The sequence below is a fragment of the Chlamydiales bacterium genome (assembly GCA_016185065.1).
GTDB lineage: Bacteria > Chlamydiota > Chlamydiia > Chlamydiales > Rhabdochlamydiaceae.
This window is the reverse complement of sequence record JACPOL010000005.1, coordinates 19514-43904: the sequence shown is the minus strand read 5'-3', so window position 1 is coordinate 43904 and position 24391 is coordinate 19514. Positions and strand designations below refer to the sequence as shown.

The 24391-nt window shown below is 50.4% G+C and carries 20 protein-coding genes; 15 read left to right on the top strand and 5 right to left on the bottom strand.

Annotated elements, in window-relative coordinates:
- Position 1 precedes the first annotated feature (1 nt).
- The 5 genes from HYX48_02840 to HYX48_02820 all read left to right on the top strand — a co-directional run bounded on the left by HYX48_02840 (position 2) and on the right by HYX48_02820 (position 3305).
- Positions 2–232 carry a hypothetical protein gene (locus HYX48_02840; GenBank protein ID MBI2742833.1) on the top strand — a complete coding sequence of 77 codons (231 nt, stop codon included), beginning with the start codon at positions 2–4 and terminating at the stop codon, positions 230–232.
- A gap of 92 nt (positions 233–324) precedes the next feature.
- A complete protein-coding gene (locus HYX48_02835; protein ID MBI2742832.1) occupies positions 325–816 on the top strand; it encodes a DNA ligase in 492 nt (163 codons plus the stop codon).
- Positions 817–840: 24 nt separating this feature from the next.
- On the top strand, positions 841–1455 hold the full coding sequence (locus HYX48_02830; GenBank protein MBI2742831.1) for a hypothetical protein: 615 nt from the start codon (positions 841–843) through the stop codon (positions 1453–1455).
- A gap of 161 nt (positions 1456–1616) precedes the next feature.
- Positions 1617–2507, top strand: a complete 891-nt coding sequence (locus tag HYX48_02825) for an NAD(P)-dependent oxidoreductase (GenBank protein MBI2742830.1) — start codon at positions 1617–1619, stop codon at positions 2505–2507.
- Between the two features lie 93 nt (positions 2508–2600).
- On the top strand, positions 2601–3305 hold the full coding sequence (locus HYX48_02820; protein MBI2742829.1) for an SET domain-containing protein: 705 nt from the start codon (positions 2601–2603) through the stop codon (positions 3303–3305).
- On the opposite strand, the gene HYX48_02815 is transcribed toward HYX48_02820, so the two are convergent.
- The 3 genes from HYX48_02815 to HYX48_02805 all read right to left on the bottom strand — a co-directional run bounded on the left by HYX48_02815 (position 3296) and on the right by HYX48_02805 (position 7272).
- Positions 3296–4153, bottom strand: coding sequence for a GNAT family N-acetyltransferase (locus tag HYX48_02815; GenBank protein MBI2742828.1), 858 nt, complete (start codon positions 4151–4153; stop codon positions 3296–3298). The genes HYX48_02820 and HYX48_02815 overlap by 10 nt on opposite strands.
- The gene (hemE, locus tag HYX48_02810) at positions 4150–5163 is read right to left on the bottom strand and encodes a uroporphyrinogen decarboxylase (protein ID MBI2742827.1); all 1014 of its coding nucleotides are present in this window, start codon (positions 5161–5163) and stop codon (positions 4150–4152) included. The genes HYX48_02815 and hemE overlap by 4 nt, the downstream gene beginning before the upstream one ends.
- Before the next feature lie 123 nt (positions 5164–5286).
- Positions 5287–7272 (bottom strand): transketolase, encoded by a 1986-nt coding sequence (locus HYX48_02805; GenBank protein MBI2742826.1) that lies wholly within the window; start codon positions 7270–7272, stop codon positions 5287–5289.
- Positions 7273–7359: 87 nt separating this feature from the next.
- Between HYX48_02805 and alaS the strand changes: the two genes are divergently transcribed.
- Positions 7360–9990, top strand: a complete 2631-nt coding sequence (alaS, locus tag HYX48_02800; protein MBI2742825.1) for an alanine--tRNA ligase — start codon at positions 7360–7362, stop codon at positions 9988–9990.
- Entirely contained in the window at positions 9987–13268 is a 3282-nt protein-coding gene (mfd, locus tag HYX48_02795; GenBank protein MBI2742824.1) for a transcription-repair coupling factor, read from the top strand. Before alaS ends, mfd begins: the two co-directional genes overlap by 4 nt.
- A gap of 151 nt (positions 13269–13419) precedes the next feature.
- Here mfd and HYX48_02790 read toward each other — a convergent pair whose 3' ends face one another.
- Both HYX48_02790 and HYX48_02785 read right to left on the bottom strand, forming a co-directional pair.
- A complete protein-coding gene (locus tag HYX48_02790; GenBank protein ID MBI2742823.1) occupies positions 13420–16269 on the bottom strand; it encodes an aconitate hydratase in 2850 nt (949 codons plus the stop codon).
- Positions 16270–16277: 8 nt separating this feature from the next.
- Positions 16278–17096, bottom strand: a complete 819-nt coding sequence (locus HYX48_02785) for an AMP nucleosidase (protein MBI2742822.1) — start codon at positions 17094–17096, stop codon at positions 16278–16280.
- A 218-nt stretch (positions 17097–17314) separates the two neighbouring features.
- On the opposite strand from HYX48_02785, the gene HYX48_02780 reads away from it, so the two are divergent.
- The 8 genes from HYX48_02780 to yajC all read left to right on the top strand — a co-directional run bounded on the left by HYX48_02780 (position 17315) and on the right by yajC (position 24381).
- On the top strand, positions 17315–18121 hold the full coding sequence (locus HYX48_02780) for a hypothetical protein (GenBank protein MBI2742821.1): 807 nt from the start codon (positions 17315–17317) through the stop codon (positions 18119–18121).
- Positions 18118–19344 carry a hypothetical protein gene (locus HYX48_02775; GenBank protein ID MBI2742820.1) on the top strand — a complete coding sequence of 409 codons (1227 nt, stop codon included), beginning with the start codon at positions 18118–18120 and terminating at the stop codon, positions 19342–19344. The genes HYX48_02780 and HYX48_02775 overlap by 4 nt, the downstream gene beginning before the upstream one ends.
- On the top strand, positions 19341–20591 hold the full coding sequence (locus HYX48_02770; protein ID MBI2742819.1) for a hypothetical protein: 1251 nt from the start codon (positions 19341–19343) through the stop codon (positions 20589–20591). The genes HYX48_02775 and HYX48_02770 overlap by 4 nt, the downstream gene beginning before the upstream one ends.
- Positions 20592–20863: 272 nt before the next feature.
- Positions 20864–21430: an elongation factor P gene (gene efp / locus HYX48_02765; GenBank protein ID MBI2742818.1), complete on the top strand. Its 567-nt coding sequence runs from the start codon at positions 20864–20866 to the stop codon at positions 21428–21430.
- A 34-nt stretch (positions 21431–21464) separates the two neighbouring features.
- Positions 21465–22370: an EF-P lysine aminoacylase GenX gene (gene genX, locus HYX48_02760; GenBank protein ID MBI2742817.1), complete on the top strand. Its 906-nt coding sequence runs from the start codon at positions 21465–21467 to the stop codon at positions 22368–22370.
- A gap of 53 nt (positions 22371–22423) precedes the next feature.
- The gene (locus HYX48_02755) at positions 22424–22687 is read left to right on the top strand and encodes a histone (protein MBI2742816.1); all 264 of its coding nucleotides are present in this window, start codon (positions 22424–22426) and stop codon (positions 22685–22687) included.
- Positions 22688–22691: 4 nt separating this feature from the next.
- Positions 22692–23912, top strand: a complete 1221-nt coding sequence (rlmD, locus tag HYX48_02750; protein MBI2742815.1) for a 23S rRNA (uracil(1939)-C(5))-methyltransferase RlmD — start codon at positions 22692–22694, stop codon at positions 23910–23912.
- A 103-nt stretch (positions 23913–24015) separates the two neighbouring features.
- Positions 24016–24381 (top strand): preprotein translocase subunit YajC, encoded by a 366-nt coding sequence (gene yajC / locus HYX48_02745; protein MBI2742814.1) that lies wholly within the window; start codon positions 24016–24018, stop codon positions 24379–24381.
- Positions 24382–24391 lie beyond the last annotated feature (10 nt).

The following is a 24391-nucleotide window of genomic DNA, read 5'->3' as shown; positions in this document are numbered from 1 at the left end:
ATTGTTAGCACAGAACACTCAGCTAGTCGGAATTATCCATGAACAGAATGTAACCATCAGCGAAATGAGAAGAACGATCGACGCACTAAATGGCCGTATCCAGGAGCTTGAAAGAAGACAGAGTTCAAATTACTTAAACACGCTCATTGTGCCAATCCTTCCTACGTTAGTCTCTTCTCTAACTTCTTGCCTGGCAGGACGCACCGCGCAACCTTTAACGACTTCTGCATAGCTACAAATAGAAGGGAGTTCTTCAAACTCCCTTCTTGCTTCAAAACACATGCCTATGACATAGCTCGAGGAAACATCTAACAAGAAGTTTTTCTGAGCTTAAAAAAGTATGCGAGCAAGCGCGATCTTGCAAAGACAAAAGAGCCTCCCCCTAAGCTTAAAAAGGGCAAGGGAAAGGAGCTTCGCTTTGTTGTGCAAGAACATAAAGCGAGGCATCTCCACTACGATCTGCGCTTGGAAGTAAATGGCACCCTCAAAAGCTGGGCAGTTCCCAAACGGCCCTCTTTAAATCCCGACGAGAAGCGTCTTGCAATCATGGTTGAGGACCACCCCTACGAGTATCAATATTTCGAAGGGGTTATCCCCGAAGGATATGGAGCCGGAAGTGTCACTATTTGGGACAAGGGCACCTATGACATAGACGGATCTCCCGCACGGGAATCTGAGCGCCTCATGGAAGAGGGGTTGGAACTAGGAAAGGTCCACTTCACCCTTCACGGCGAGAAGCTGCGCGGTGAGTTCGCCCTCATCAAACTAAAGATGAGCAAGAAAGAAGATCAGTGGCTCTTCTTCAAAATGAAATAAGTTCCGAAAAAAGAGGCTTATCACATGTGTTTTTCAGCGCCGGTAAGCTTTGGTGCAAGTGCAGCTCTTGCTGCTGTGGGCTGCGCCCTCGTCTCTCGGATAAAATCGAGACGCTACCTTCCGCTTGCTCTCATCCCCTTCTTTTTTGCCGTTCAACAAGCGGCTGAAGGAGTTATCTGGTTATCTCTTCCCAAAAGTTCGCCAGCTCAAACTATTTTCCTGTTTTTCGCTTATGCCATCTGGCCTGTCTGGATTCCCTTCTCTCTCTATCTAGTGGAGAGTTCTAAGAAAAAAAGAAAGGCTTTGGCAGGCTGTTTGGCTTTAGGAGTAATGGTTGCGGCCACTCTCTTTCTTGAAATTCCCGATATTCATGCAACAGCAGGTCGATATAACATCCACTACCTGCAGCATTTTCAGTGGAGCCTGTTTAGTGTAATAAAGGTTAGCTTCTACCTTCTTGCTACAATCCCACCCTTTTTTATCTCATCTCTAAAAAAGATCTGGATTGCAGGCCTTCTACTGCTTCTATCTGCTCTGATTACCTACTTAATCAACGCGCTAAGCGCGATCTCCGTCTGGTGTTTTTTTGCGGCGCTCTTTAGTCTTGCACTTCTCTTCATACTAAAGAGGCAATTGTAAAAATCCCGCTGGCCGCTTTTTTGCGCTTTCACCGATTTTTGGAGCTTGACACAACCACCCTACTCTCAAGAGTATGTGAAGTTGCGTCAAACTCCAAAAATCGACAAAATCGCGAAAAAATCGGCTAAACGGTACTTTTGCAATTACCTCTAAGAGGCAACATGGGAATTAACGTTGGATTTGTTGGGCTGGGAAGCATGGGTCTTCCCATGGCGCAGAACATCTTAAAAAAGGGAAATCACCTCTCGGTCTACAATCGAACAAGAGAGAAGGCCGCTCCCCTCCTTGAGCAAGGCGCCAAGTGGGCAGCATCTCCTTCTGAGCTTGCAGCTGGATGCGACATCCTTGTCAGCATGGTTTCTAACGACCTCGCACTTAAAGAGCTTGTCGAAGGCTCATCCGGAATCTTGAGCGCTGCGAAAAAACCCTCTATTCACATCTCAATGGGCACACACTCTCCTGAATTTGTCGCAGATTTAGAAAAGAAGCACCGCGATCTCGGCATCTCATTTCTAGCGGCTCCCGTATCTGGGCGTCCCGAAAGGGCAAGAGAGGGATCTCTCTGGATATTTCTGGCGGGCGATCCCAAAGCAAAAACCAGGGCTCTTCCCGTTTTAGAAGCGATGAGCTGTAAGGTCTTCGATCTGGGCGATAAGCCTAGCCAGGCCGCTCTCTTTAAGCTCTGCAACAACTTTATGATTCTCAGCTTCGTCGAATCTTTTGGTGAAGCTGCTGCTATGCTTGAAAAAGAGGGAATCTCCACAGAAAAAGCAGTAGAAATTTGGGGAGGCTCTCTCTTTAACTCCCCTATTTTCCACGCCTATGCTCCTATGTTTTGCAAGCGCAGCTACGCCGATGCGGGCTTTGCGTTAGACCTTGGACTTAAGGACATTAGGCTTCTTCAGACGTGTGCGGACAGGTCTCAAGTCCCTATGCCATTTCTCTCAGAACTGCACGAAAAGCTGATCATCAGCATGACGCTTGGCAGAGAGAAGTTCGACTGGGCAGCTATCGCCCTTTTAACCCGCGAACTCTCTGGTTTAAAGCCCTAGTAAATATTTCTTTAATTCAATTAAAGTTTTTTACTTTAATAAACTGCAATTATTGATAAAATCAATAAGAACAGAAATAAATAAAGAGAATTAATGAGATATAGACTACCAAGACAAAATATCAATTCCGAGATCAACAAGGTAATTACGCGAGAAGCTCGGAAGCAGAGCTTCACACTCTCCAGAGCTTCAAAACTTGATTTGAAGGAGATGGTAGAGGTGATGAGGGCTATTGAGAGATCTGGCCTCCCCAAACATCTCGTCTGTAAAAAGCTGTCGGATAAGCTCGGCTACGGGATCTTTTTGCATCCAGATGCCGCTCCTCTTAAAAAAGGGCAGGTGATCGCTCCCTATGCCGGTGAGGTCTCGATCGTCCCTCAGGCCACTTTTGCTGAGAGCTCCTACGCTTTCGCCCCCATCGAAGAGATGCTTCTAACCAGGGAAGAGCAGCAGCGTTTTAGCAAAAAGGAGAAGTACCATCCCAAGCGCCACTACTCGCTTAGAATAGACGCGGATAAAAAAGGCAACTTCACTCGCTTCATCAACCACTCGGATAAGCCGAATGTCATCGTCTATCTCCTCACCATCCCGCCAAATCCCTACAATCTAGAGCCTGCGCGGATCGAAGTTGTTTACACGGTAAAAAAGACGATCCAACCCGGCGAGCAGCTGCTTGTAAATTACGAAGCAGACGGCGAAAAAAGCTACTGGGGCGCCGTCAAAATCAAACCCTTTTCTATGAATCCCCAGACGTTTACACTCTCGCCTTCTCTCAAAGTCGTTAAATCTCATTCTTGATTAGAGGGGGCGAGGAAGGCGCTAAAGTACCACTTGGGCTCATAGCCGAGCTTGGTGCAGATGCCGAGGGCCATGCCTTCCGACATGAGGAAGGAGGCGCCGATGCAACAGCCTTTGGAGATCGCGTGTCGAAGGGCTAGGTAACGTAGGGCTGTACTAAGACCCTGTTTTCTAAGTTCCGGAGCTGAAGCTCCATTCCAAAAACTAACCATATCCCCTTCAATGAATGTAGTAAGCGCAGAAACTACTCTGCCTTGCTTTCTTGCAACCCAGTGGTACATCTTGGGAGTTGTGCCGACAGCTGCTTTCCAAAGCGTTTTACGATAGAGATCCCTGCTTTCGCCATGGTATTCAAAAGTTGTGCATACCAGCGCATTAAACTCATCCATTTCAGCTTCTGTGGTTACAAGCTCTAGGGTACAATCTGCTGGCACATCTGGCTGTGCTATGGGTTTATCCAAAGTTCCGATAACACCTCTAAGCACTCCTAAATCCTTAAAACCGCGAGAGATTAGCTGATCTCTAAAAGCCTGGCTGCTCTCCTCATTGACGTACCAGACAAAGGGCATCTTCCTCTCTTTAAAAAATTGCTGTTCCCTATCGATATAAGCACTCGCATCGGCATCAGGTGGCGCACCAAAGACCGCGTTCATGAAGGGATGCAAGATGCCGGTTGAGCAGCGCGGAATGCCATCTGCTTTTTCAAAAACAGCATCTGCAACACCGCTGCCTTCAGAAAATGTGCGATAAACAGACTGGCAGTGCTCTTCTAAGCGCTTCTGGTCGGAGGCTTGAGTATTCATGCTAAAACCGATGAGTGTTAAAGAAAGAAGAAGTGCTCTTTTCATATATGGTCTTTGACAGCTTCTACGAAGCATTTTACATGCTCAAAAGGGGTGTCGGGTAGAACGCCATGGCCCAGGTTGACAATGAAGCCGGGGTCGTCGTGCATGGAGTGCAAGAGCCTCTGGACCTCGGAGCGAATCATTGCAGGCGGCGCCTTCAACAGGTGAGGATCGAAATTTCCTTGAACGGCAATGTGCGGAGGCACTTTGCGTCTTAGAATATTGAGCTCTCGATGCCAATCAAAGCTGATCCCAGCCGGTTCAATGGAGGCTAGCTCCTGTGGAAAGAAGGAGGAGCCTCTGCAGAAGAGGATGATGGGAACGCCTGTGGGTTTTAGCGCGTGCACGATCTGCTTGAGATAGTGGTGGCAGAAGGTGAGAAAGAAGGGGGTGCTGAGCACATTCGCCCAGGAGTCGAAGATCTGTAAAACCTGCGCACCCGCCTCTACTTGCAACTTTAAATATTCGATCGAAGCTTCTGTGATCTTCTTGAGCAGAAGATGAAAACTATCCGGATGTGAAAAGAGCCAGCTCTTTGTTTTGGAGAGCTCTTTACCGCCTGGCGTTCCCTCAATGAGATAACTCGCCACAGTGAAGGGTCCACCGCAAAAGCCGATGAGAGGCACTTTAAGATCTTTTTTTATGATCTTGATCGTCTCAAAAACATAAGCAACTGTTGTCGCGACATCTTTTGCAACGAGGCGCTCGACATCTTGAGGCTGAGTGAGCGCTGGCGTGATGAGCGGCCCCTTTCCTTCAAGGAAGCGGACTTCAAAGCCAAACACCTCTGCTATCGTGAGAATATCTGTAAATAGAATCGCTGCATCAACGCCCAGCTGATCGACGGGCATCGCAGTTACCTGCGCTGCAAGCTCAGGATGGTGAAAGATCTCTTCGAGAGAGTGCTTCTCGCGCAGCTTGCGATACACAGGAAGGCACCGACCCGCCTGTCGCATGAGCCACACCGGCGGTCTCCCCTCATTCTTACACTGCAACGCCTCTAAAAGTTTCATACAACCCTCTCACAAAAGAGTGAAAGAAGCTTCTTTTTTCTTTCTTTGGCGCGTGTCCATTTTGGTCCATTTCCTGTCCATTCTCGTCCATTTTTGTCCATCTCTTCTCCGAGCGCCTCTTTTTTAGATGATGCGATCGAGGATAGAGTCGACGTTGAAGCCAAACTCGGCAGCCAGATCGCTGATGGGCGCTGACTCGCCAAATGTTTCAATGCTGATCGCAATTCCATCCATGCCTATCCACTTGTGCCAGCCGAGGCTTACACCAGCTTCGATGCTGACGCGTTTGCCCAAATTGCCGCCGATGACGCTCTTTTTGTAATCGTCGCTCTGAGCTTCAAAGAGCTCCCAGCAGGGCATTGAAACAACGCGCACCGACTTTCCTCTCTTCTCAAGAGCTGTTGCGACGTCGAGTGCGAGTGAGAGTTCGGATCCGGTTGCAAAGAGGCAGAAGTCGCAAGCTCCGCTCTCCCGTTTAACGATGTAAGCGCCTCTTCCCATTCCCTGCTCGTAAGGAACGTTTGTTCCAGAAAGTTCTGGCAGATTTTGTCTTGAGAGGGCAAATGCAGTCGGTCCGCGGTAGCGAAGGGCAGCGATCCACGCCATCTTCACCTCCCAGGTGTCAGCAGGGCGAATGAACTGCAGGTTCGGAATTGCTCTTAAAGCTGCATAGTGTTCAACAGGCTGATGCGTAGGTCCATCTTCTCCCAAGAAGATCGAGTCGTGTGTGAACTGGTAGATGACCTGCACTTTTGAAAGCGCTGCCAAGCGAATGGCATTGCGCATGTAGTCAGAGAAAGTGAGGAAGGTGCCGATGAATGGCAGGATCATATCCGTCTGTGCGAGGCCCGATGCAGCTGTTGCCATGCCAAACTCGCGGATACCATACTTAATATTACGGCCTGCGAAGTTGCCCGGAGAAACAAGGGGGAACTTCTTCATCATTGTGAGGTCTGATCCAGAAAGATCGGCCGAGCCGCCATACAAGAATGGGAGAAGATCTCCGAGAGCATTGAGCACTGTCTGAGAAGCGCTTCTTCCCGCTACAGGCGACTTGATCTCAATTTTTCTGAGCTCTTCTTCGAGATTTGCAGGCAGCTTCTTCTCGACCATCTGCATGAACTGCTTGTAGAGATCGGGTCTTGTTTCAGACCAGGTGCGGAACATCTCTTTCCACTTCTGCTCAAGTGCAGCATCTTTCGCGAGCTTCTTTTCAAAGAAGGCGTGAACGGACTGAGGAACAAAGAAGGCCTCTTCTGGCAAGCCGAGCGCTTTTTTGGTCGCTTCGACCTCTTCTGCGCCAAGTGGAGATCCGTGAACTTTGTGCGTCCCGGCTTTATTTGGAGAGCCCTTGCCGATGATTGTGTGCATTAAGATGAGTGTAGGCTTCTTCTGCGAAGTTAAGAGGTTAGAGAAGACCTCATCCATCTTATCCAGATCGTATCCATCGATCTCGATCACATCCCAACCATACGCTAGATAGCGCATCTTGGTATCTTCCGAGCCAGACTCTGAGAGAAATCCATCGAGAGTAACTTTGTTGGCATCGTAGATGAGCACCAGGTTGTCCAGCTTCAGGTGGCCAGCAAGTGATGAGGCCTCTGCTGAAACCCCTTCCATGATGCAACCATCTCCTGCTAGGCAGTAGACCTTGCTGGTGAACAGAGGAAATCCTTCGCTATTAAATTTAGAAGCTAGAAGTTTGATTCCAAGCGCCTGTCCCACTGCATTACCGACCCCCTGGCCAAGAGGTCCTGTGGTCGCCTCTACGCCTTCAGTGATGTGAAACTCGGGATGCCCAGGTGTTATAGAGTGGATCTGTCTAAATTTTTTAATATCGTCCATCGAGACTTTAAATCCTGCGAGATTCAAGCAGGAGTAGAGAAGCATCGAGCCGTGACCCGCAGAAAGAACAAAGCGGTCGCGGTTGAGCCACTTGGGGTTTTTTGGATTGTGGCGCAGGAGCACTCCATAGAGATAGGCGCCAAATTCGGCACAGCCCATGGGAAGCCCAGGGTGTCCAGAGTTGGCTTTCTGCACAGCCTCTATCGACAATTCGCGAATCGTGTTTGCTATTTTGCTAAGTTGTTTTTTTACCTCTGCGTCCATGAAAACGATCCTTCCGTATAAATTTGTACAACATTTTTAATGGCCTCACTATAATCCTGCAACTAAAAACCCAAAGAAAGAAACTCCATGCTATCACAAGAGATCCGCCGCGGCTTTTTGAACTACTTTAAGAACAAGGGACACGCACTCGTTCCCTCTTCTCCTGTCGTTCCACACGACGACCCCACTCTGCTCTTCAACAACGCGGGAATGAACCAGTTTAAAGATGTCTTTCTGGGAAAGAGCCAGCGCGACTACCAGGCGGCTACAACATCGCAAAAATGCATCCGCGTGGGAGGCAAACATAACGACCTCGACAACGTCGGACACACCAGCCGCCACCTCACCTTCTTCGAGATGCTCGGCAACTTCTCTTTTGGAGACTACTTCAAAGAGAAGGCGATTCTCTACGCTTGGGAGGTGACAACGCAGGTGTTCGGTTTCTCTCCTGACAATCTCTGGATCACCGTCTTCGAAGAGGATGAAGAGGCTAGAGAGCTCTGGAGAAAATTCATGCCAGATAACCGCATCATCAGCATGGGTGAAAAAGAGAACTTCTGGGCGATGGGAGACACTGGCCCTTGCGGTCCCTGCTCCGAGCTTCTAATTGACCGCGGCACAAAGTATGGAAATGCGCGCTCACCCAAAGAAGATATCAGCGGAGAGCGCTACCTCGAATTCTGGAACCTCGTCTTCATGCAGTTCAATCGCGATAGTTCTGGCAAGATGACTCCACTCCCCTCTCCTTGTATCGATACGGGGGCGGGCCTCGAGAGAGTCGCCTCCCTCAAAATTGGCGTCGATTCTGTCTATGCTACTGACATCTTGCGCGGACTGATCGCACAAGTGGAGAACGTCTCAGGAAAGAAGTACAATGTGGAAGATCTAGTGATGGCTCCCGCCTTTCACGTGATAGCAGACCACATTCGCAGCCTCTCCTTTGCAATTGCAGACGGAGCGCAGCCGAGCAACGTCGAACGCGGCTACGTCTTGCGCAAGCTGCTCAGAAGAGCTGTGCGCTACGGAAGAGGGCTGGGCCTCCAAGAGCCCTTCCTCGCAAAAATTCTACCAACACTCGTATCGAGCATGGGTGAAGACTACCCAGAGTTAAAAGCAGCTCAGGGCCGCATCGCAGAGATCCTCACAGTGGAAGAGGAGGCCTTCTTGCGCACGCTTAAAAAGGGTGGAAATATTTTAAATGCGGTGATTGAGAAAGCGCAAAAAAGCCCGATGAAACAGATCAGCGGAGAAGAGGCGTTTAAACTCAAAGACACCTACGGCTTCCCGCTCGAAGAGATTCTGCTCATTGCAAAAGACACAAGCCTCACAGTAAATCTAGAGACCTATCAGCTTCTTGAAGAGCAAGCAAAAGAGAAGTCGAAGAGCGCGCACACAGTTCACATGCAGCAGGCTGAAGAGAGTCTCTTTAAAGAGTATGTCTTGAAGCATGGTGCCTGCGAGTTTGTCGGTTACACCGCGACCTCTGGAGAGGGAACGGTCATGGCGATCGTCGTCGATGGCAGATTTGTCGATACCCTCACAGAAGGGCAGGAGGGTCTAGTCATCTTAAATACGACTCCTTTCTATGCCGAGAAGGGCGGTCAGATCGGCGATATCGGCACGCTCTCGCACAAGCGCGCGCGCTTCACTGTCAAAGGCTGCCAAAGCCCCTACACCGGCGTGATTGTGCACGTGGGAAGGCTTGAGAGCGGAGTGCTGATTCTGGGAGAGCCCGTAGAAGCAGAAGTCGATGCAAAGCGCAGAAGTGATATTGCACGCCACCACACTGCGGCTCACCTGCTCCACTATGCCCTTGTTAAAGTTCTTGGAGCGCACGTGCGTCAGGCGGGTTCTCTCGTAGAATCCGATCGCCTGCGCTTCGACTTCAACCACCATAAGCCCGTCTCTCAGGAAGAACTGCGCCAAATTGAACGCCTTGTGAATGAGAAGATACGCGACAACACACCCGTAAAAACTTATGAGCTCTCTTATGAAGAGGCACAGAAGAGCGCAGACATCAAGCAGTTCTTTGGAGACAAGTATGGAAAAACTGTACGCGTCATCGACATCGACTACTCAAAAGAGCTCTGCGGGGGCACTCATGCGACAACTGTTGGAACCCTAGGCTTCTTTCGCATCATCAAAGAGAGCAGCATTGCAGCTGGCGTGCGCAGAATTGAAGCCGCATGCGGAAAGGCAGCAGAAGATCTCGTCTATCAAAATGAAGAGATCGCTCTGCAGGCATGCATGCAGCTTAAGACCACGCTCCCCTCTCTTCCTGTAAAAGTCACTGCGCTTCAAGACGAGAACAAGGAGCTCCTAGCTCAGATCAAAACATTAAAGCGCGGCTCGCTAAAAGAGGTCGCTCAGACCCTCGCAACAAAAATTAGAAAAGTGGGATCTGTCCACCTTCTCGCGGAGATCGTCGACCTCGACCAAGAGGGTCTTCTTCTTTTGGGAGAAGAGTTAATGAATAGACACCCCTCTCTACTCCTTCTGCTCGCATTTAAACTTCCCGATAGATGCCAGATTCTCGTGCGCATCTCTCCTGATCTCGTCGCAAAGAAGATGAGCGCTCAGGAGCTGGTTAAAGAGATCTGTCCTCACATCAAAGGCGGCGGCGGCGGAAAGGCCGACTCAGCACAAGCCTCTGGGAAAGACCCTTTGGGACTATCCAAGGCGTTTGAAGTCGCTGAACAGTATATCAATGCAAAATGAAGAGTCCATCCCTAGAGGTTTTTCAAAAGGCGCTAGCTAGCGAGCGCTCGCTTCTCATTGAAGAGCTCTGGGACTCTCCAAAGGCCTGTTTAATCGAACTGGCACAAAAGGCGACAGGCAAGAATATTCTTGTGATCACTGGAGAGGCGCGTGAGAGCAGGCTCCTCGATGATCTGCCTTACTTTGGCGTAAGAGATGCTGAGGAGTTCCCCTCGTGGGAGACGCTCCCCGGGGAGGAGATTCCTCCAAGCAGCGATATCGTAGGCCGCAGGCTTGAAATTCTCCGTTCTCTTCTCTCAAAAAAGGGTCCCCGCACTCTTCTCTGTTCACTTCAAGCATGCCTACAAAAGACACCATCGAAAAAAGCTTTAAAACCTCTTTTAAAAGAGTTGAAGGTCGGAGATGAGCTCTCATTTGAAGAGTTCTCATCTTTTCTCACCTCCATCGGCTATAAGAGAGCAACCGTTGTTTCTGATAAAGGTGAGTTCGCAATCCGCGGAGGATTAATCGACCTCTATCCAGTGACCTCACTTCACCCCTACCGTCTCGATTTTTTTGGAGACACCCTGGAGAGCATTCGCATCTTTGATGCCGGCTCTCAGAAGTCGGTCTCAAAGGTAGAAACTCTCTCTTTAAGCCCCGCATCTGAGTGGGAGCTTCTCAAGTCGGAAACAGCCCCCTCAACAATCTTCGACTTCCTCGGCCCCAACACGATCGTTATCTTTGACGATCTACTCGCCATCGAAGATCGATACGTCGCTTTCAAGAATATGCCCGGCTCAGCTTCGCGCTACTTTTCAACCTTTGACGAGCTCATCAAGATCACCTCCTCTCTTCAGCAGCTCTTCTGGTCAAAAGAGCGGATCGAAGAGCTATCGGAGGTACAGGTCAAAAAAAGACCCGGCAGAGACTACTACACTGGAAAAGAGCCCTTCCAAGAGCTCCACTTCTCCATTTTTGGAGATCACAAGATAACTACAAAACGCTGGCAGCACCCCTTCCAAGAGGTCTCGACCTTCTTCTCCCCTGGTGAAAATAGCGCTTCTCTTACCATAGAAGAGCTACTGCAGACAAATGCGCGTGGCTATAGATTTAATCTCCACTTCTTATCTGCGACAGCTTCAGAAGAGCGCCTATTCAAAGAGAAGCTGGCAAAAGATGAGATTCCCATCCCTTCAAATGCTCATTTTGAACTGAACTACCTCTCTTCAGGATTTGTCCTTCCTGATAGTAATCTTGCAATCGTCCCGATGACCGAGTTCACCCACAGATTGCGCATCCGTCGGCAGAAGTGGCGCTCGATCTCGCACACTCCCCCTTCCGAATTTCATAGCCTCGCTCCGGGAGATGTCGTCGTCCACTTTCATCAGGGAATCGGAAAATTTCTAGGCACGGAAAAACGGCTCAACCACGTCGGTCAAGAGACCGAATTTCTCGCGCTTGAGTATGCGGAAAACAGCAAGCTCTACGTCCCCATCTCACAGTCGCATCTCGTCAGCCGCTACATCGGAGCAAAGGAGGAGATCCCCACCTTCTCTACTCTCGGCACTACTCGCTGGCAGAAGACGCGCATGCATGCTCAGAAAGCGATCATCGGCTACGCGCAAGATCTCTTAAGACTTAATGCTGAAAGAGAGATTGCCGGCGGCTACTGCTTTCCTCCCGATGGCGATGAGATGATCTCGTTTGAGCAGGACTTCCCCTTCGATGAGACTGAAGATCAGCTGAATGCTATCGATGCCCTGAAAAAAGATATGCTCAGCTCAAAAGCGATGGATCGCCTCATCTGCGGCGACGTCGGCTACGGAAAAACAGAGGTTGCGATGCGCGCTGCTTTTAAAGCCGTCGCAGATGGAAAAAAACAGGTTGTCGTCCTCGTTCCCACCACTGTTTTGGCCTTGCAGCACTATGAGACCTTTGCTGCGCGGATGGCCAACTATCCTATTAACATCGCACACCTCTCCCGCTTTTCAACGGCAAAAGATGCAAAAGAGACGCTAAAAAAAGTGAGCGAAGGGAGCATCGATATTCTTGTAGGCACTCATAGAGTGCTTAGCAAAGATATTAAGTTCAAAGATCTCGGCCTTATCATCATCGATGAAGAGCAGCGTTTTGGAGTACGCGCTAAAGAACATCTCAAACACTTAAAAGCTGGCGTCGACTGTCTTACGCTGACGGCAACGCCGATCCCCAGGACTCTATACCTCACACTGATTGGCGCTCGCGAGATCTCGACGATCAATACTCCACCTCAAGATCGCCTCCCGATTAAGACGATCATCATTGAACGCGAAAGCAGCACGATCCACAACGCTCTTTTAAGAGAGCTCTCCCGCGATGGACAGGCCTTCTTCATCCACAACCGCGTCGAGACGATCTTCAATGTTACAGATGAGATTCAGAAGCTCCTTCCTCAGGCGCAGATCGTCACTGGACACGGAGGCATGTCCTCCGACGAGCTCGACACTGTCTTCCACGCTTTTAAAAAGGGCTCTGCGGATATTCTGGTTGCAACGACGATTGTAGAAAACGGCGTCGATATTCCAAATGCAAACACGATCATCATCGATCGCGCAGATACATTCGGCCTCGCAGATCTCTACCAGCTGCGCGGCAGAGTGGGAAGATGGAATCGGCCCGCCTACGCCTACTTCCTCGTTCCGAAACAGAGAGAGCTCTCAGAGCTCTCTCGCAAGAGGCTGCATGCTCTCGTCGAGTCTTCGGGATTTGGAGGAGGAATGAAGATCGCGATGCGCGATCTGGAGATCCGCGGTGCGGGAGATATCCTCGGCACAGAGCAGTCGGGCCAGGTCTCAGCCATCGGCTTCCACCTCTACTGTAAACTTCTCAAACGCACCGTGGATGCGCTGAAAAACAAGAGCGCGCCAGCCTTCTACGAGACGAAGATGGAGTTTCCCTTCAAAGCCCTCTTTCCAGAGGAGTATATTGCAGAGCCCTCTCTGCGCATGGAGCTCTACCACAGAATGGGCGAGGCGACCTCCCCCTCCGAAGTAGATGCGATTTTAGAAGAGATCAAGGATCGCTTCGGCCCTCCTCCACCAGAGGTTCTCTGGCTCTACCACCTCGCACGCTTAAGACTCTTCGCCTCTCTTCACCAGTTTCTACTGCTCAAGTTTGAGACGCGCACCCTCTATGCCGAACGACAGACAGCAAATGAAGTGGAAAAAAAGAGAATCCTCTACAAAGAGAGCAAGAACCCCGCCGCCCTCGAAGCCGAGATCATCGCACTCCTTCGCCACGACTTCTCTCTAAAATGAATGTACGCGTTTTCCTATAGGAAAACGGTGTCGTAATTTATGGTTTCAATTAAATTTTATCTTGAACCAGGAGAGACATGTCATCTTAAAATTTAGTTAAAACTATAAACTAGTGAGTCCGGCCCCTCAACGGGGCCGAGACGTTTACAAGTTATTTTTTTTCGAGGATCTTGCGGAGGACGTAGGGCATGATGCCGCCGGCGCGGTAGTAGTCGATCTCGATAGGGGTGTCTAGGCGAACAATGAGTTTAACTCGATCCACCTTGCCACCACGCTTGATCTCTAGAGTTGCTTCCTGCCCAGTCTTCAGCTCGCCTTCCACTCCTGTGATTGTGAAGAGCTCATCTCCTTTGATGCCGAGACTCTCGTGGCTCTCTCCTTTCTGGAACTCGAGCGGCAGAACCCCCATGCCAATCAAATTGCTGCGGTGGATCCGTTCGAAGCTCTGTGCAATAACAGCTTTAACACCGAGAAGAGCAGCTCCTTTCGCAGCCCAGTCGCGCGAGCTCCCCATTCCATAATCTTTGCCTGCAAAGACGATGAGAGGAACTTTTCTTTTAGCATAAGCCTGGCACGCATCAAAGATCGTCTGCAGCTCGCCCTCTGGCATCAGCTTTGTGAAGCCCCCCTCTTTTCCATCTGCCATCTTGTTTTTGATGCGCACGTTGGCAAAAGTGCCGCGCATCATTACATGGTGATTCCCCCTACGGCTTCCATAGCTATTGAAATCGCTTTCTGGAACGCCGAGAGAGTGGAGATACTTCCCTGCAGGGGTGTTGCTGCTGAATAGACCCGCTGGAGAGATGTGATCTGTTGTAACCGAATCCCCAAACAGAGCAAGGCAGCGCATCTCTTTAAACTCGGTCTTCTTCGTCCCCTTCAGTTCGAAGCCTTCAAAATAGGGAGGGTTTTGTATGTATGTGCTCTTTGACTCCCAGGGAAACTGCGCGCCTTTAATCCCCTTAATCTCAGACCATACGGGGTTGTCTGTGAGAATATTTGAATAGCGCTTTTTGAAGATCTCAGGCTGAAGATACTTCTTAAGGAGGGCTTCGATCTCCTGCGATGTGGGCCAGATGTCGCGCAAAAAGACGGGCTTGCCCTGAGGATCCTTGCCTATCGGCTCTTTTTCAAAATCGATATCCACCCTTCCTGCGAGCGCAAATGCTACAACAAGCGGTGGAGACATAAGAAAGTTGGCCTTCACAGAGCTGTGAATGCGCGCTTCAAAGTTGCGATTTCCACTGAGTACGCTCGCTGCAATCAGATCGTGCTCTTTAACCGCGTTTTCTATCGTTTCATCCAGAGGACCGCTATTGCCGATGCACGTCGTGCAGCCGTAGGCGACAAGATCAAAACCCAGCTGGTCTAAATACTTCTGAAGGTCGGCATTTTTCAAGTAGTCGGTTACCACGCGGGAGCCTGGTGCCAGGCTCGTCTTTACCGTGTGGCTTACGGTTAACCCCTTTTCAACCGCCTTTTTCGCTACCAGCCCTGCAGCTAGCATGACAGAAGGGTTGCTCGTATTTGTGCAGCTTGTAATCGCCGCAATCACCACCGATCCATGAGTCAAGACCGCATTGCAAGGGGCTGCCTCAGAATATCCCGGATTTACAACCGCTTCGGTAAAAGGCCGGTTGGCGACCATCTCATCCTCGCTCCATGTCGCCCTGTTCTCGATAGAGGATTTACCACCTGCGTCGTGATGAAATTTTAAAGTAAAAGAGCCATCGCTATGCATGGAGACCACTGGCCACTGCTTCTCATCGCCCTTCTCATATCCACCCTCAGAGACTGGCTTTTTTAAAAGCTCTCTAAACTTGGATTTTAGATTGGGAAGCGGAATGCGATCCTGCGGACGTTTAGGCCCCGAAACGGAAGGGACGATATCGGAGAGATTCAGATCCAGAGACTTTGTAAAATCCACTTCACCTTTTTTTGGAATTCCAAAGAGCCCTTGAGCTGAGAGGTACTCTTTAACAAGCGCGATTGATTTCTCATCTCTTCCCGTCATGCGCAAATAGTCCAGCGTCTTCTCATCGACAGGGAAGAAGCCGATCGTTGCGCCATACTCAGGAGCCATGTTGCCGATCGTCGCTCTATCTGCAACAGTTAAGTTGCTCGCCCCCTCTCCGTAGAACTCGACAAACTTATCTACCACATTCTCTTTGCGCAGCATCTCTGTGATGCGCAGTGTTAGATCTGTCGCTGTCACACCCTCTTTTAGCTTTCCAGAAAGGTGCACGCCGATAACTTCAGGCGTTGGAATCGTAACAGGCTGTCCCAGCATCGCCGATTGTGCTTCGATCCCGCCAACACCCCACCCCACAACGCCCAATCCATTAATCATCGTCGTGTGAGAGTCGGTTCCGACGAGCGTATCGGGATAGAGAAGCGTTCCATCCTTACTCTTTTTCTGAATCACCACTGACGCAAAATACTCGAGATTCACCTGGTGGCAGATGCCGATGCCAGGAGGCACCACTCCAAAAGATTCAAACGCCTGCTGTCCCCACTTCAGAAAAGAGTAGCGCTCTCCATTGCGATCGAACTCTATCTTGAGGTTATAGAGAAATGCGTCTTCTTTTCCGGCGCGGTCTACCTGCACCGAGTGGTCGACGACGAGATCGACAGGAACTTGCGGCTCGATTATCGCAGCATCAAAACCCTTTTTCGCTGCAGCATCGCGCATCGCAGCGAGATCCACAACGAGAGGCACTCCCGTAAAATCCTGCAGAAGCACGCGTGCCACAATAAAAGGAACACCACCACTCTGCTTTTTAGTCGGACTCCACTTTGCTAGAGACTCTACATCCTCTTTCCGCACCAGCTTCTCATCGCAGTTGCGCAGCAGCGACTCGAGCATCACCCGAATCGAAACGGGCAGGCGAGAGATCTTCCCAAGACCCTGCTCCTCAAGAGCCGAGAGAGCATAGTAGTGGGCCTGCTTGTCGCTTTTCAGAGATCTCAGAGCGTTGAACGGATTTCTAGATGGATTCATACTTTCCTTCATGATGGGTTTGAAGAGAGACCGATGTTTCTGTGGTAAGCGCCCTTGACGTTGCGCGACTGCAGAGTGCGGGAGTAGGCGAGGATTGCAACCCCCTTCTCCACGTGATCTGCCATGTATTTCTCGTAGACGAACTCCGAGCTCTTCTTGGTCTTAATTCCATCCGCATTCAGCGGAAGATCAGAGATAAGAAGAAGAGATCCGAGCGTGAACTTGCGCTTGTAACTTGCGGCAAAGAGGGTTGCGCACTCCATCTCGATCGCTTGAGCTTTTGTCATTTTTAGCCGCGTTTTGAACTCCTCGTTAAACTCCCAGAAGCGCATGTTTGTAGTAAACGTGATGCCGATGTGGTAGGGAGTCTTCTGCTCATCCAACACATTTGTCACCGCCTTCTGCATCAAGAAGTTTGCAAGAGCTGGCACCTCTGGGGGGAAGTAGAAATCGGAGGTCCCCTCTCCTCGAATGCTCGCTACCGGCACGAGGTAGTCGCCCACCTTGTAGCGTCTGCGCAGACCGCCGCACATCCCCAGAAGAAGACTCGACTTGATCGGAAGAAATGAGCAGAGATCTACAACGAGCGCTGCTGCTGGAGAGCCGATCTTAAAATCTAGAATGCTCACATCCTCTTCGGGACTGTGCGCGATTTTAAACATCGACCCTTCAATCACCTTCAGATTCCGCTTTTTGGCAAAGTAGTCGACGTAACGAGGGAAGTTGGTAAGGAGAAGATTGCTGCGAAACTCAGTGACGTTGCAACCCGCATAGCGTTCAAGTGTGTCTCTGGCAAACTGCTCTTCTCGAGGATCTAGCTGAATCATATTCTCTCTACTTTACTATAAAATACGCATCCTAACCGATGACCTCCCAAAAAGCAATCCAGCGTGTTTAAAGATTGAATAAAAAGAGTGTAAAAAATATATAAATAGCCAACGCTTCCACTATTTCTGCACTGCACTGAAAAATAAACCTCTCTCTCAGAAGTCCGAAGCGCCCAAGAAAGTCGTTGGACGAAAAAACTAAACGTGAGGAATGTGTTATGGCAGGCAAAGTAACAAGTGTTGCACCTGGTCAAGTACCAGCAGTTATCATCCAGATGCCGCAAGCTCCAGAGCAGCAACAACAAGGGCCAGCATCTGCACAAGGTGATGATTCATGGTTCGATTGCGACTGCATCACCAGCCTTGTTGGACGTGTTGCACAGTACTGGCGAGAGATCCCCATCGTCGCAGCAACAGTCTACCTCATCATCTGTGCAGTTGAAGCACTCTTCTCAGGAGCTCTCTTCTCTGCGCTAGGACTTGCATTCTGCGCAACCGTCCTCCTCTTTGCCCTCGATTCCATCGGAGCGCAGCGCCTAGTGCAGCAACTACAATCTGCAAATGCTGAACTCAGATCTCAAGTCGATCGCGTACATAGTGTCGCTGGAAGATTTGAAACTGTGCTTCCAGGATTCCAGGAAGAGATTCAAAAACTCGCCCATGAAAATACTAACCTCGCAACAACGAGAGAAGCTGGCGACCTCTTGGCTACGCGATTTGAACAGATCGCAGGAAGAATTGAAGCGATGATGGCGCAACCAGCGTATCAACGACTCCTTGATTCTGTATCAGCTCTCGAACAACAAAAAGGTCATCTTGAAGGAGCTATTGGAGCACTCCAGAGACAGGTCGTACAGCAGCAGGCAGCAACCGACAGCTTGACCGCAGCTTCTGCAGTTGCTTCTGGCGTACTCACAAGCGCAGCGTCGCACATTGCAACACACGAACTTCCCCTAGCTGCTCTTATGGGGAGAGGAGCTCTCTTCCCATCTCAACAAAGAACATCTGCTGGAATTGTTACATGAGCGGAGCTGCTAGTAGAGTTGGCGCGGGCGCAGGCGGCGCAGGTCATCTAAGTCTAGATGTTCTTCCGGCAGCGGCGCCAGCCGCTGCCGCTGCTGCTCCAGTGGGTGCAGCCCCATCTAGATGGACCTGGACCCGTTATGATCTAGCTTTCGGAATGAGTGAAACGCTAACAGCTGCAGGATTCGTCTCCTCTTTTTTTAGCGGCTCTTCGTTTGCACCCTATTTTGAAGCTGGCCTTGCGCTTGTCGAAGTCTGTCTAGTTATAGGTCATGTGAAGCAGAGAAATAGCCACCAGATAACACGGCAGTTAGTTGCGGATATGGGCACACGCGCCACTCAAATAGAAAAACTCACAGACGAAAATAGATCGCTTCTAGAGCGGATCGAGCAGCAGACAGTACGCTGGCATGATGATGGCGCAGCAATTGGCAAAGAGACCAAGGATATGGCTGCTGGGGTTGCAAAGGTTATCGCCGACTCATCACACTCCTTTCACGATGAGAATTCTCACTTAAAAGACAATACGAATACCCTTCAGAAGATCGTCTCTTCTCAAGCTGCCCAGCTCAATACGCTGGGAGGAGATCTTGCAAAGTTTCAAGCTCAGATCTCAGAGCAGGGAAAGGCGAGCGCCTTTCTTCAAGCAGTTGTTGGGAAGCTCAGCGTGCAGATCCAGGCTAGCCAGCAAGAGAGCCAGAAGGTGGGCACCTTTACAATACAGATCGATTCGACGCTTGCCCAAGACCTTCAAAAAATTAACGAGCTGTCAACAAGCTCTTCACAGTTTTTTGAATCTGTAATGAGAGATGTAAGCGAGAAGAGCGCAGCTTTGGCAGCGATAGGAAAGACGCTGGAGGCTGCCGCTGGAGAAATTGCAAGAGCAGGCGACGCCTTCCATGCAGATACCACCGCCTTTGCCCAACTCCAAAAACAGCATACGGAGACTCAACAGAAGCTCGAAAGTACGCAAGGAGCATACGCCTCGCTCGTCGAAAACATGAAGAAAGAGAGAGAAGCTTTTGCGCAAGAGAGAGCCTCTCTTACAACTCTACTTGAGAACTCCAAGAGCGCAGGCGCCGACCTGCAAAAAATATCCGCAGAGGTCAAAAGCGCCGCTGCGGGATCTGCACCCCTACTCGCCGATGCAAAAAGTGCAACTGACGCTCTAAAAAAAGAAGCGGATTCCATAGACGCTCAGATCGCAGCTCTTAACAATGTATGATAGCAACCTCTCCTCGCTTTGATGCCTCCTCTCAGATTGCTAATCAGGCTCTCTTGGAGCTCCTCCCATGCGTGGGTTGCTGCGAGAGCTGCTTCGAATGGATAGACTGCATCTTGATGGCAACGGCAACAGTTCTAGCTGTCATCGGGGTCGCTCTTGCATTCTTCTCTGGCGCTCCCGAACTCGGCATGATCTGCGGCCTCATCGGCATTGTCACCGCCTACAAAACGGTAGTAGAGTGTCTGGATAGCGACGATAAAGAGATCGAAGTAGGAGCTGAAGTTCTTGAACACGCAACAGGGGATCTCGCAAGCGGAGCAAAAACACTCACTAAAGCACAGGCTATCTTTTCTAAGCAGCTAGCAGACTCCCAGAAAATTATTGATGGTTTGGAAAAATCAAAAAACAGCCTTGAAGCTTCTCTAAGCAGCGTAAGGGCCGAACTTCAAGCAAAGAGCAGTTCAGAAGGCTCTCTAAAAACACAAAATGACACTCTTGTGAAATCCGAAAGCGCTCTGCGCACGCAGCTTGAAGAGTTTCAGAAAGGCATGGAAGCTCTTAACAAGCTCTGTTCTGGCTATTCAGATCAGACAAGAGAGCTCATGTCAGAGATTGGGCTTTTGGGAAAAGAGAAAGAGAGCTTGGGACAGGCCACTACAAAACTCTCCGGTGAACGCGCGAGCTTCACAGCACTGGTTGACAAGGGTCAACAGGCACTTGCAGAGAAGATCCTCCTCGGACAGCAAGCGGCTCAGAAGATCCTCGCTCTCCTAAAAGATGAGAGAGCCTCCGCTGAAGCCGCCACTCAAAAATTAGCTGCTGCTGGCAAAGAGTTAGATAAAGATAGCGCCGAGCTGGAAGGGAGAGTGGCTCAACTAAAAGCTGTTGAAGCGGAGATCACTACAAAAACGGAGCAGCTCCAGAAACTCTCTGCAGATCTACAAGAACTCAGAAGCTCATTTGATCAAGCAGTAAAAAGCGTGCAGGAGCAGCAAGCTGCGCTTCATGCCTTGAGTGCAGAGACCGCCACCGCTCAAGCCAATTTAAACGCTACAACCCAGCTCCTAGATACAAAAAACCAGGAACTGGTCGCTGCCCAACGCGCCCTCACCGCAGAGCTAGAATCAGTTGCGGCAAAAAAAGAGCAGCTCAGCGCTACCTACGACGCAAAAATCAAAGAAAAGACCCAAGCACTGAGCGACCTCCTCGCAAAAATCAAAGCCGCCACCCCCACCTCCCAATCTTAAGAAAAAAGAAAAGAACGGGATCGGGCACCGGCACAGGCACGCACACGTTCACGAAAGAAGAGAGAGTCCGCTCTTTCCCCTTCGTAAACGTGCCCGTGCCCGCTCTTCTCCCCTCTCTTCCCGATTCCCGTTCCCCCTCCTTCGTAAACGTGCCCGTGTGCGTGCCCGTGCCCGCTCTTCTCCCCCCTCTTCCCGATTCCCCTCCCACCCCCTGCTCTTGAAGTTTATCCCCGCGCAAGGTAGAGTCTCCCCTTTATCACCATGAGGTTTTTATGGCACAACAAGTCGCCACAAATGAATTTAAGATGGGCATGAAGGTAGAGGTCGACGGAGAGCCCTACACTATCGTCGGGAATGAGTTTGTTAAGCCCGGCAAGGGCCAGCCCTTCAACCGCACAAAGTTAAAAAACCTCAAGACTGGAAGAGTCATCGAGCGCACCTTCAAATCCGGTGAGAAGCTGGATCTTGCAGACGTTCACGAGTCTAAAATGCGCATGCTCTACAAAGAGAGCGATGCTGTAGTCTTCATGGATGATCAGACCTTCGACCAGATCACCATCTCTCTAAAAATTATTGGAGAAAAAGCACAGTGGCTCATGGAAGAGATCATCTACGATGTGATCTTTTACAAGAACGAGCCGATAGATTTTAACCCGCCGACCTTCATGGAGATGACAGTCACCGAGACCGCTCCCGGCCTCCGCGGCGACACCTCAGGACGCGTCCTTAAACCTGCGACAACAGATAGCGGCGCCAAGATCCAAGTGCCTATCTTTGTCAACGAAGGCGACAAAATTAAAGTCGATACTCGTACCGGTGAATACGTCTCAAGAGTTTAAATTAAAAAATCTTCTTTTAAGAGACCGTGCGGCGATGCTAGCGCGGTCTCGTTCATTTTTCGCCCAAAGAGATGTTTTAGAGGTCGACTGTCCAGCCCTTAGCCTCTCCGCCTGTGTCGACACGCATATCGATGTGATGCAGGTCCAGGTAAAAGAGGGAGTTGTCGGCTACCTGCACACCTCTCCTGAATATGGGATGAAGCAGCTCCTCTCCCAAGGAATCGGCGACATCTACCAGCTAAGCCACGTCTTCCGCAAGGAGGAGGTCGGCCCCCTGCACCAGCCCGAATTCACCATGACAGAGTGGTACCGCTGCGGCTACACCTTCGAAGCGATGATCGAAGAGACCCTTGACTATATCCGTCTTTTTTTAGGAGATCAGCAAGCCCTCTATTTCGACTACCGCAAGCTGATCCTCACCCACGCAGGAATCGATTATGTAGATGCTACAGTAGAGCAGCTCATAGAGTGCGCCAAACAGCACAAGCTCGCCCTCTCTTTTGACACTCAGGAGTGGGACCGAGACACCCTGTTGCAGTGCCTGATGAGCTTTGTCATCGAACCGAAACTACCTAAAGATAAGCTCTCCGTTGTTCGAAACTATCCCGCATCTCAGGCAGCCCTTGCGCGCACCGAGATCTTGGATCGGGCCGAAGTGGCCAAACGTTTTGAAGTCTACTTCGATGGAATCGAGCTCGCCAATGGCTACCACGAGCTAACCGACCCGCTTGAGCAGCGCAGGCGCTTTGAAGCCTCTAACCGCGAGCGCCAGAAGATGGGAAAGGCTCCTCTTCCAGTCGACGAGCGCCTCCTTGAAGCTCTTGAGCGGGGCCTTCCCGACTGCTGCGGCGTTGCTGTCGGATTCGACCGCCTCCTCCTCTTAAAGCATCATAGTAGAGCCCTCACCGACATTCTCCCGCTCTCTATTGATAATATATGAGCAGAGAGCTTACTCTTCCCCTCGGTTAATTTTTTTATCTGGAGAGAGAGTCTATGGCACTGAAAAACACGATCGCCCTGATGAGAACTATTCTTGGAGAGATCTGCGAAGACCTCGACAAGGCTGAATCTGGCAATAGAGCTGCTTCACAAAGAGTGCGCACAGCTTCCGTTAAATTCGCAAAGACTTCCAAGACCTTCCGCAAAGAGTCCATTGCAGAAGAGAGAAAGGGCAAAACAAGTAAAAAATCTACTAAACCCAAAGCTGCAGCACCGAAAAAAGCGACAGCTAAGCTCCCTAGCAAAAAGAAGAAGTAGATAGGTGCAAGAGCAACACCCACTCTGTCCACATCTCGATTCTTGCGGCGGCTGCAGCACTCAAGCAACCGCCTACTCCGAGCAGCTCAAAAAAAAATCTGAGACGATCGAGCAGCTCTTCTCCGCACTCGGCCTCCTCGAAGGAGTCAAGCTTGATGAGATTATCCCCTGCCGGGATCCGTGGCGCTACCGCAACAAGATGGAGTTCTCCTTCTCGCAAAATAAGGCTCAGGACCACTTTCTGGGCCTCATGCTCAAGCGAAGCGGAAGACGCGTGCTCAACGTCGAAGAGTGCTACCTCACCTCCCCCTGGTTCACAAAAACATTAAATAGCGTTCGCGACTGGTGGAAGAGCACGCAGATCAAAGCCTACCACCCCTATGCGAACACCGGCTCGCTCCGCACCCTCACGCTCAGAGAGGGCAAGCGGACGCAGGATAAGATGGCGATTTTAACCGTGTCGGGACAGAGCGACTTTGCCCTCACAAAAGATCAGCTAGATGGGTTTGTAAACGCCGTAAAAAGAGTTGTTCCCGAAGAGGAGCAGATGCGCATCAGCATCTTTCTCAGAATTCAACAGATCCAGAAGGGGTCGCCAACCCAGTTTTTTGAGATGCTTCTCTCCGGCCCGGACCACATCACAGAGCGCCTAGAGATAGAGATCGAGGGGAAAAAGCGAATCTTCACATTTAAGATCAGCCCCACCTCCTTCTTTCAGCCCAACTCCCTGCAAGCGGAGATCCTCTACGGCCGCGCGCTTGAAATGTGCGCCGTTACCCCAGAGATGCATGTGCTTGATCTCTATTGCGGCACTGCAACCCTCGGAATGGTCTTTGCAGAGCGCGCGGGAAGAGTTACCGGAATCGAGTTAAACCCAGAAGCGACCTTTGATGCGGAGAGCAACCTAGAGCGCAATGGGACGAAAAATATGGAGATCCACTGCGGGGATGTCGGGAAGATCCTCAAAAGCTGGGAAGATCAAGCGCTCCACCCCGACCTTGTTATCGTCGATCCTCCACGAGCGGGCCTCGATCCCACCTCGATCGCGCAGATCCTCCGCCTTGCACCGAAAAAAATTCTATATGTCTCCTGTAATCCGGCCACACAAGCGCAAAATGTGAAGGTTTTTATAGAAAATGGATATAAGCTGCTTAAGCTCCAGCCAGTAGACCAGTTCCCTCATACACCCCATCTTGAGAGCATCGCCCTACTCAGTTTTCCTTGATTTCGAGCCCCTTTTCGGGCATGCTTGGGCAGTTAAAGCATTTTTCTAACAAGGAATTTTTATGAATAAAGTATTTGCATTTTGCCTCGGCCTTCCTGCGCTGATGTTCAGCACACTCCCCCTTTTCGCAGATGCAGCAGAAGCGCCCGCTCGTGAGAACAACTTCATGCAGACGCTAATCATGATTGGCATTGCACTCGTCTTCTTCTACTTCATCCTCTGGCGCCCAGAGCAGAAACGTCGCAAAGCGATGGAAAAACAGCGCAGCTCCCTGAAAAAGGGCGACCGCGTGACTGCAATGGGAATCGTTGGCACTGTATTTAAAGTCCAAGACGCCACCGTCATCCTGAAGATGGTCGACGGCGCAAAAATCGAAGTCCTCAAAGGCGCCATCACTGATGTTCAGGCTGGAACCGAGGAAGAGGAGTCGAAGCGCGTTGAACTCAACCCTAACGATTCAGACCGTTAAAAGTTTGTCT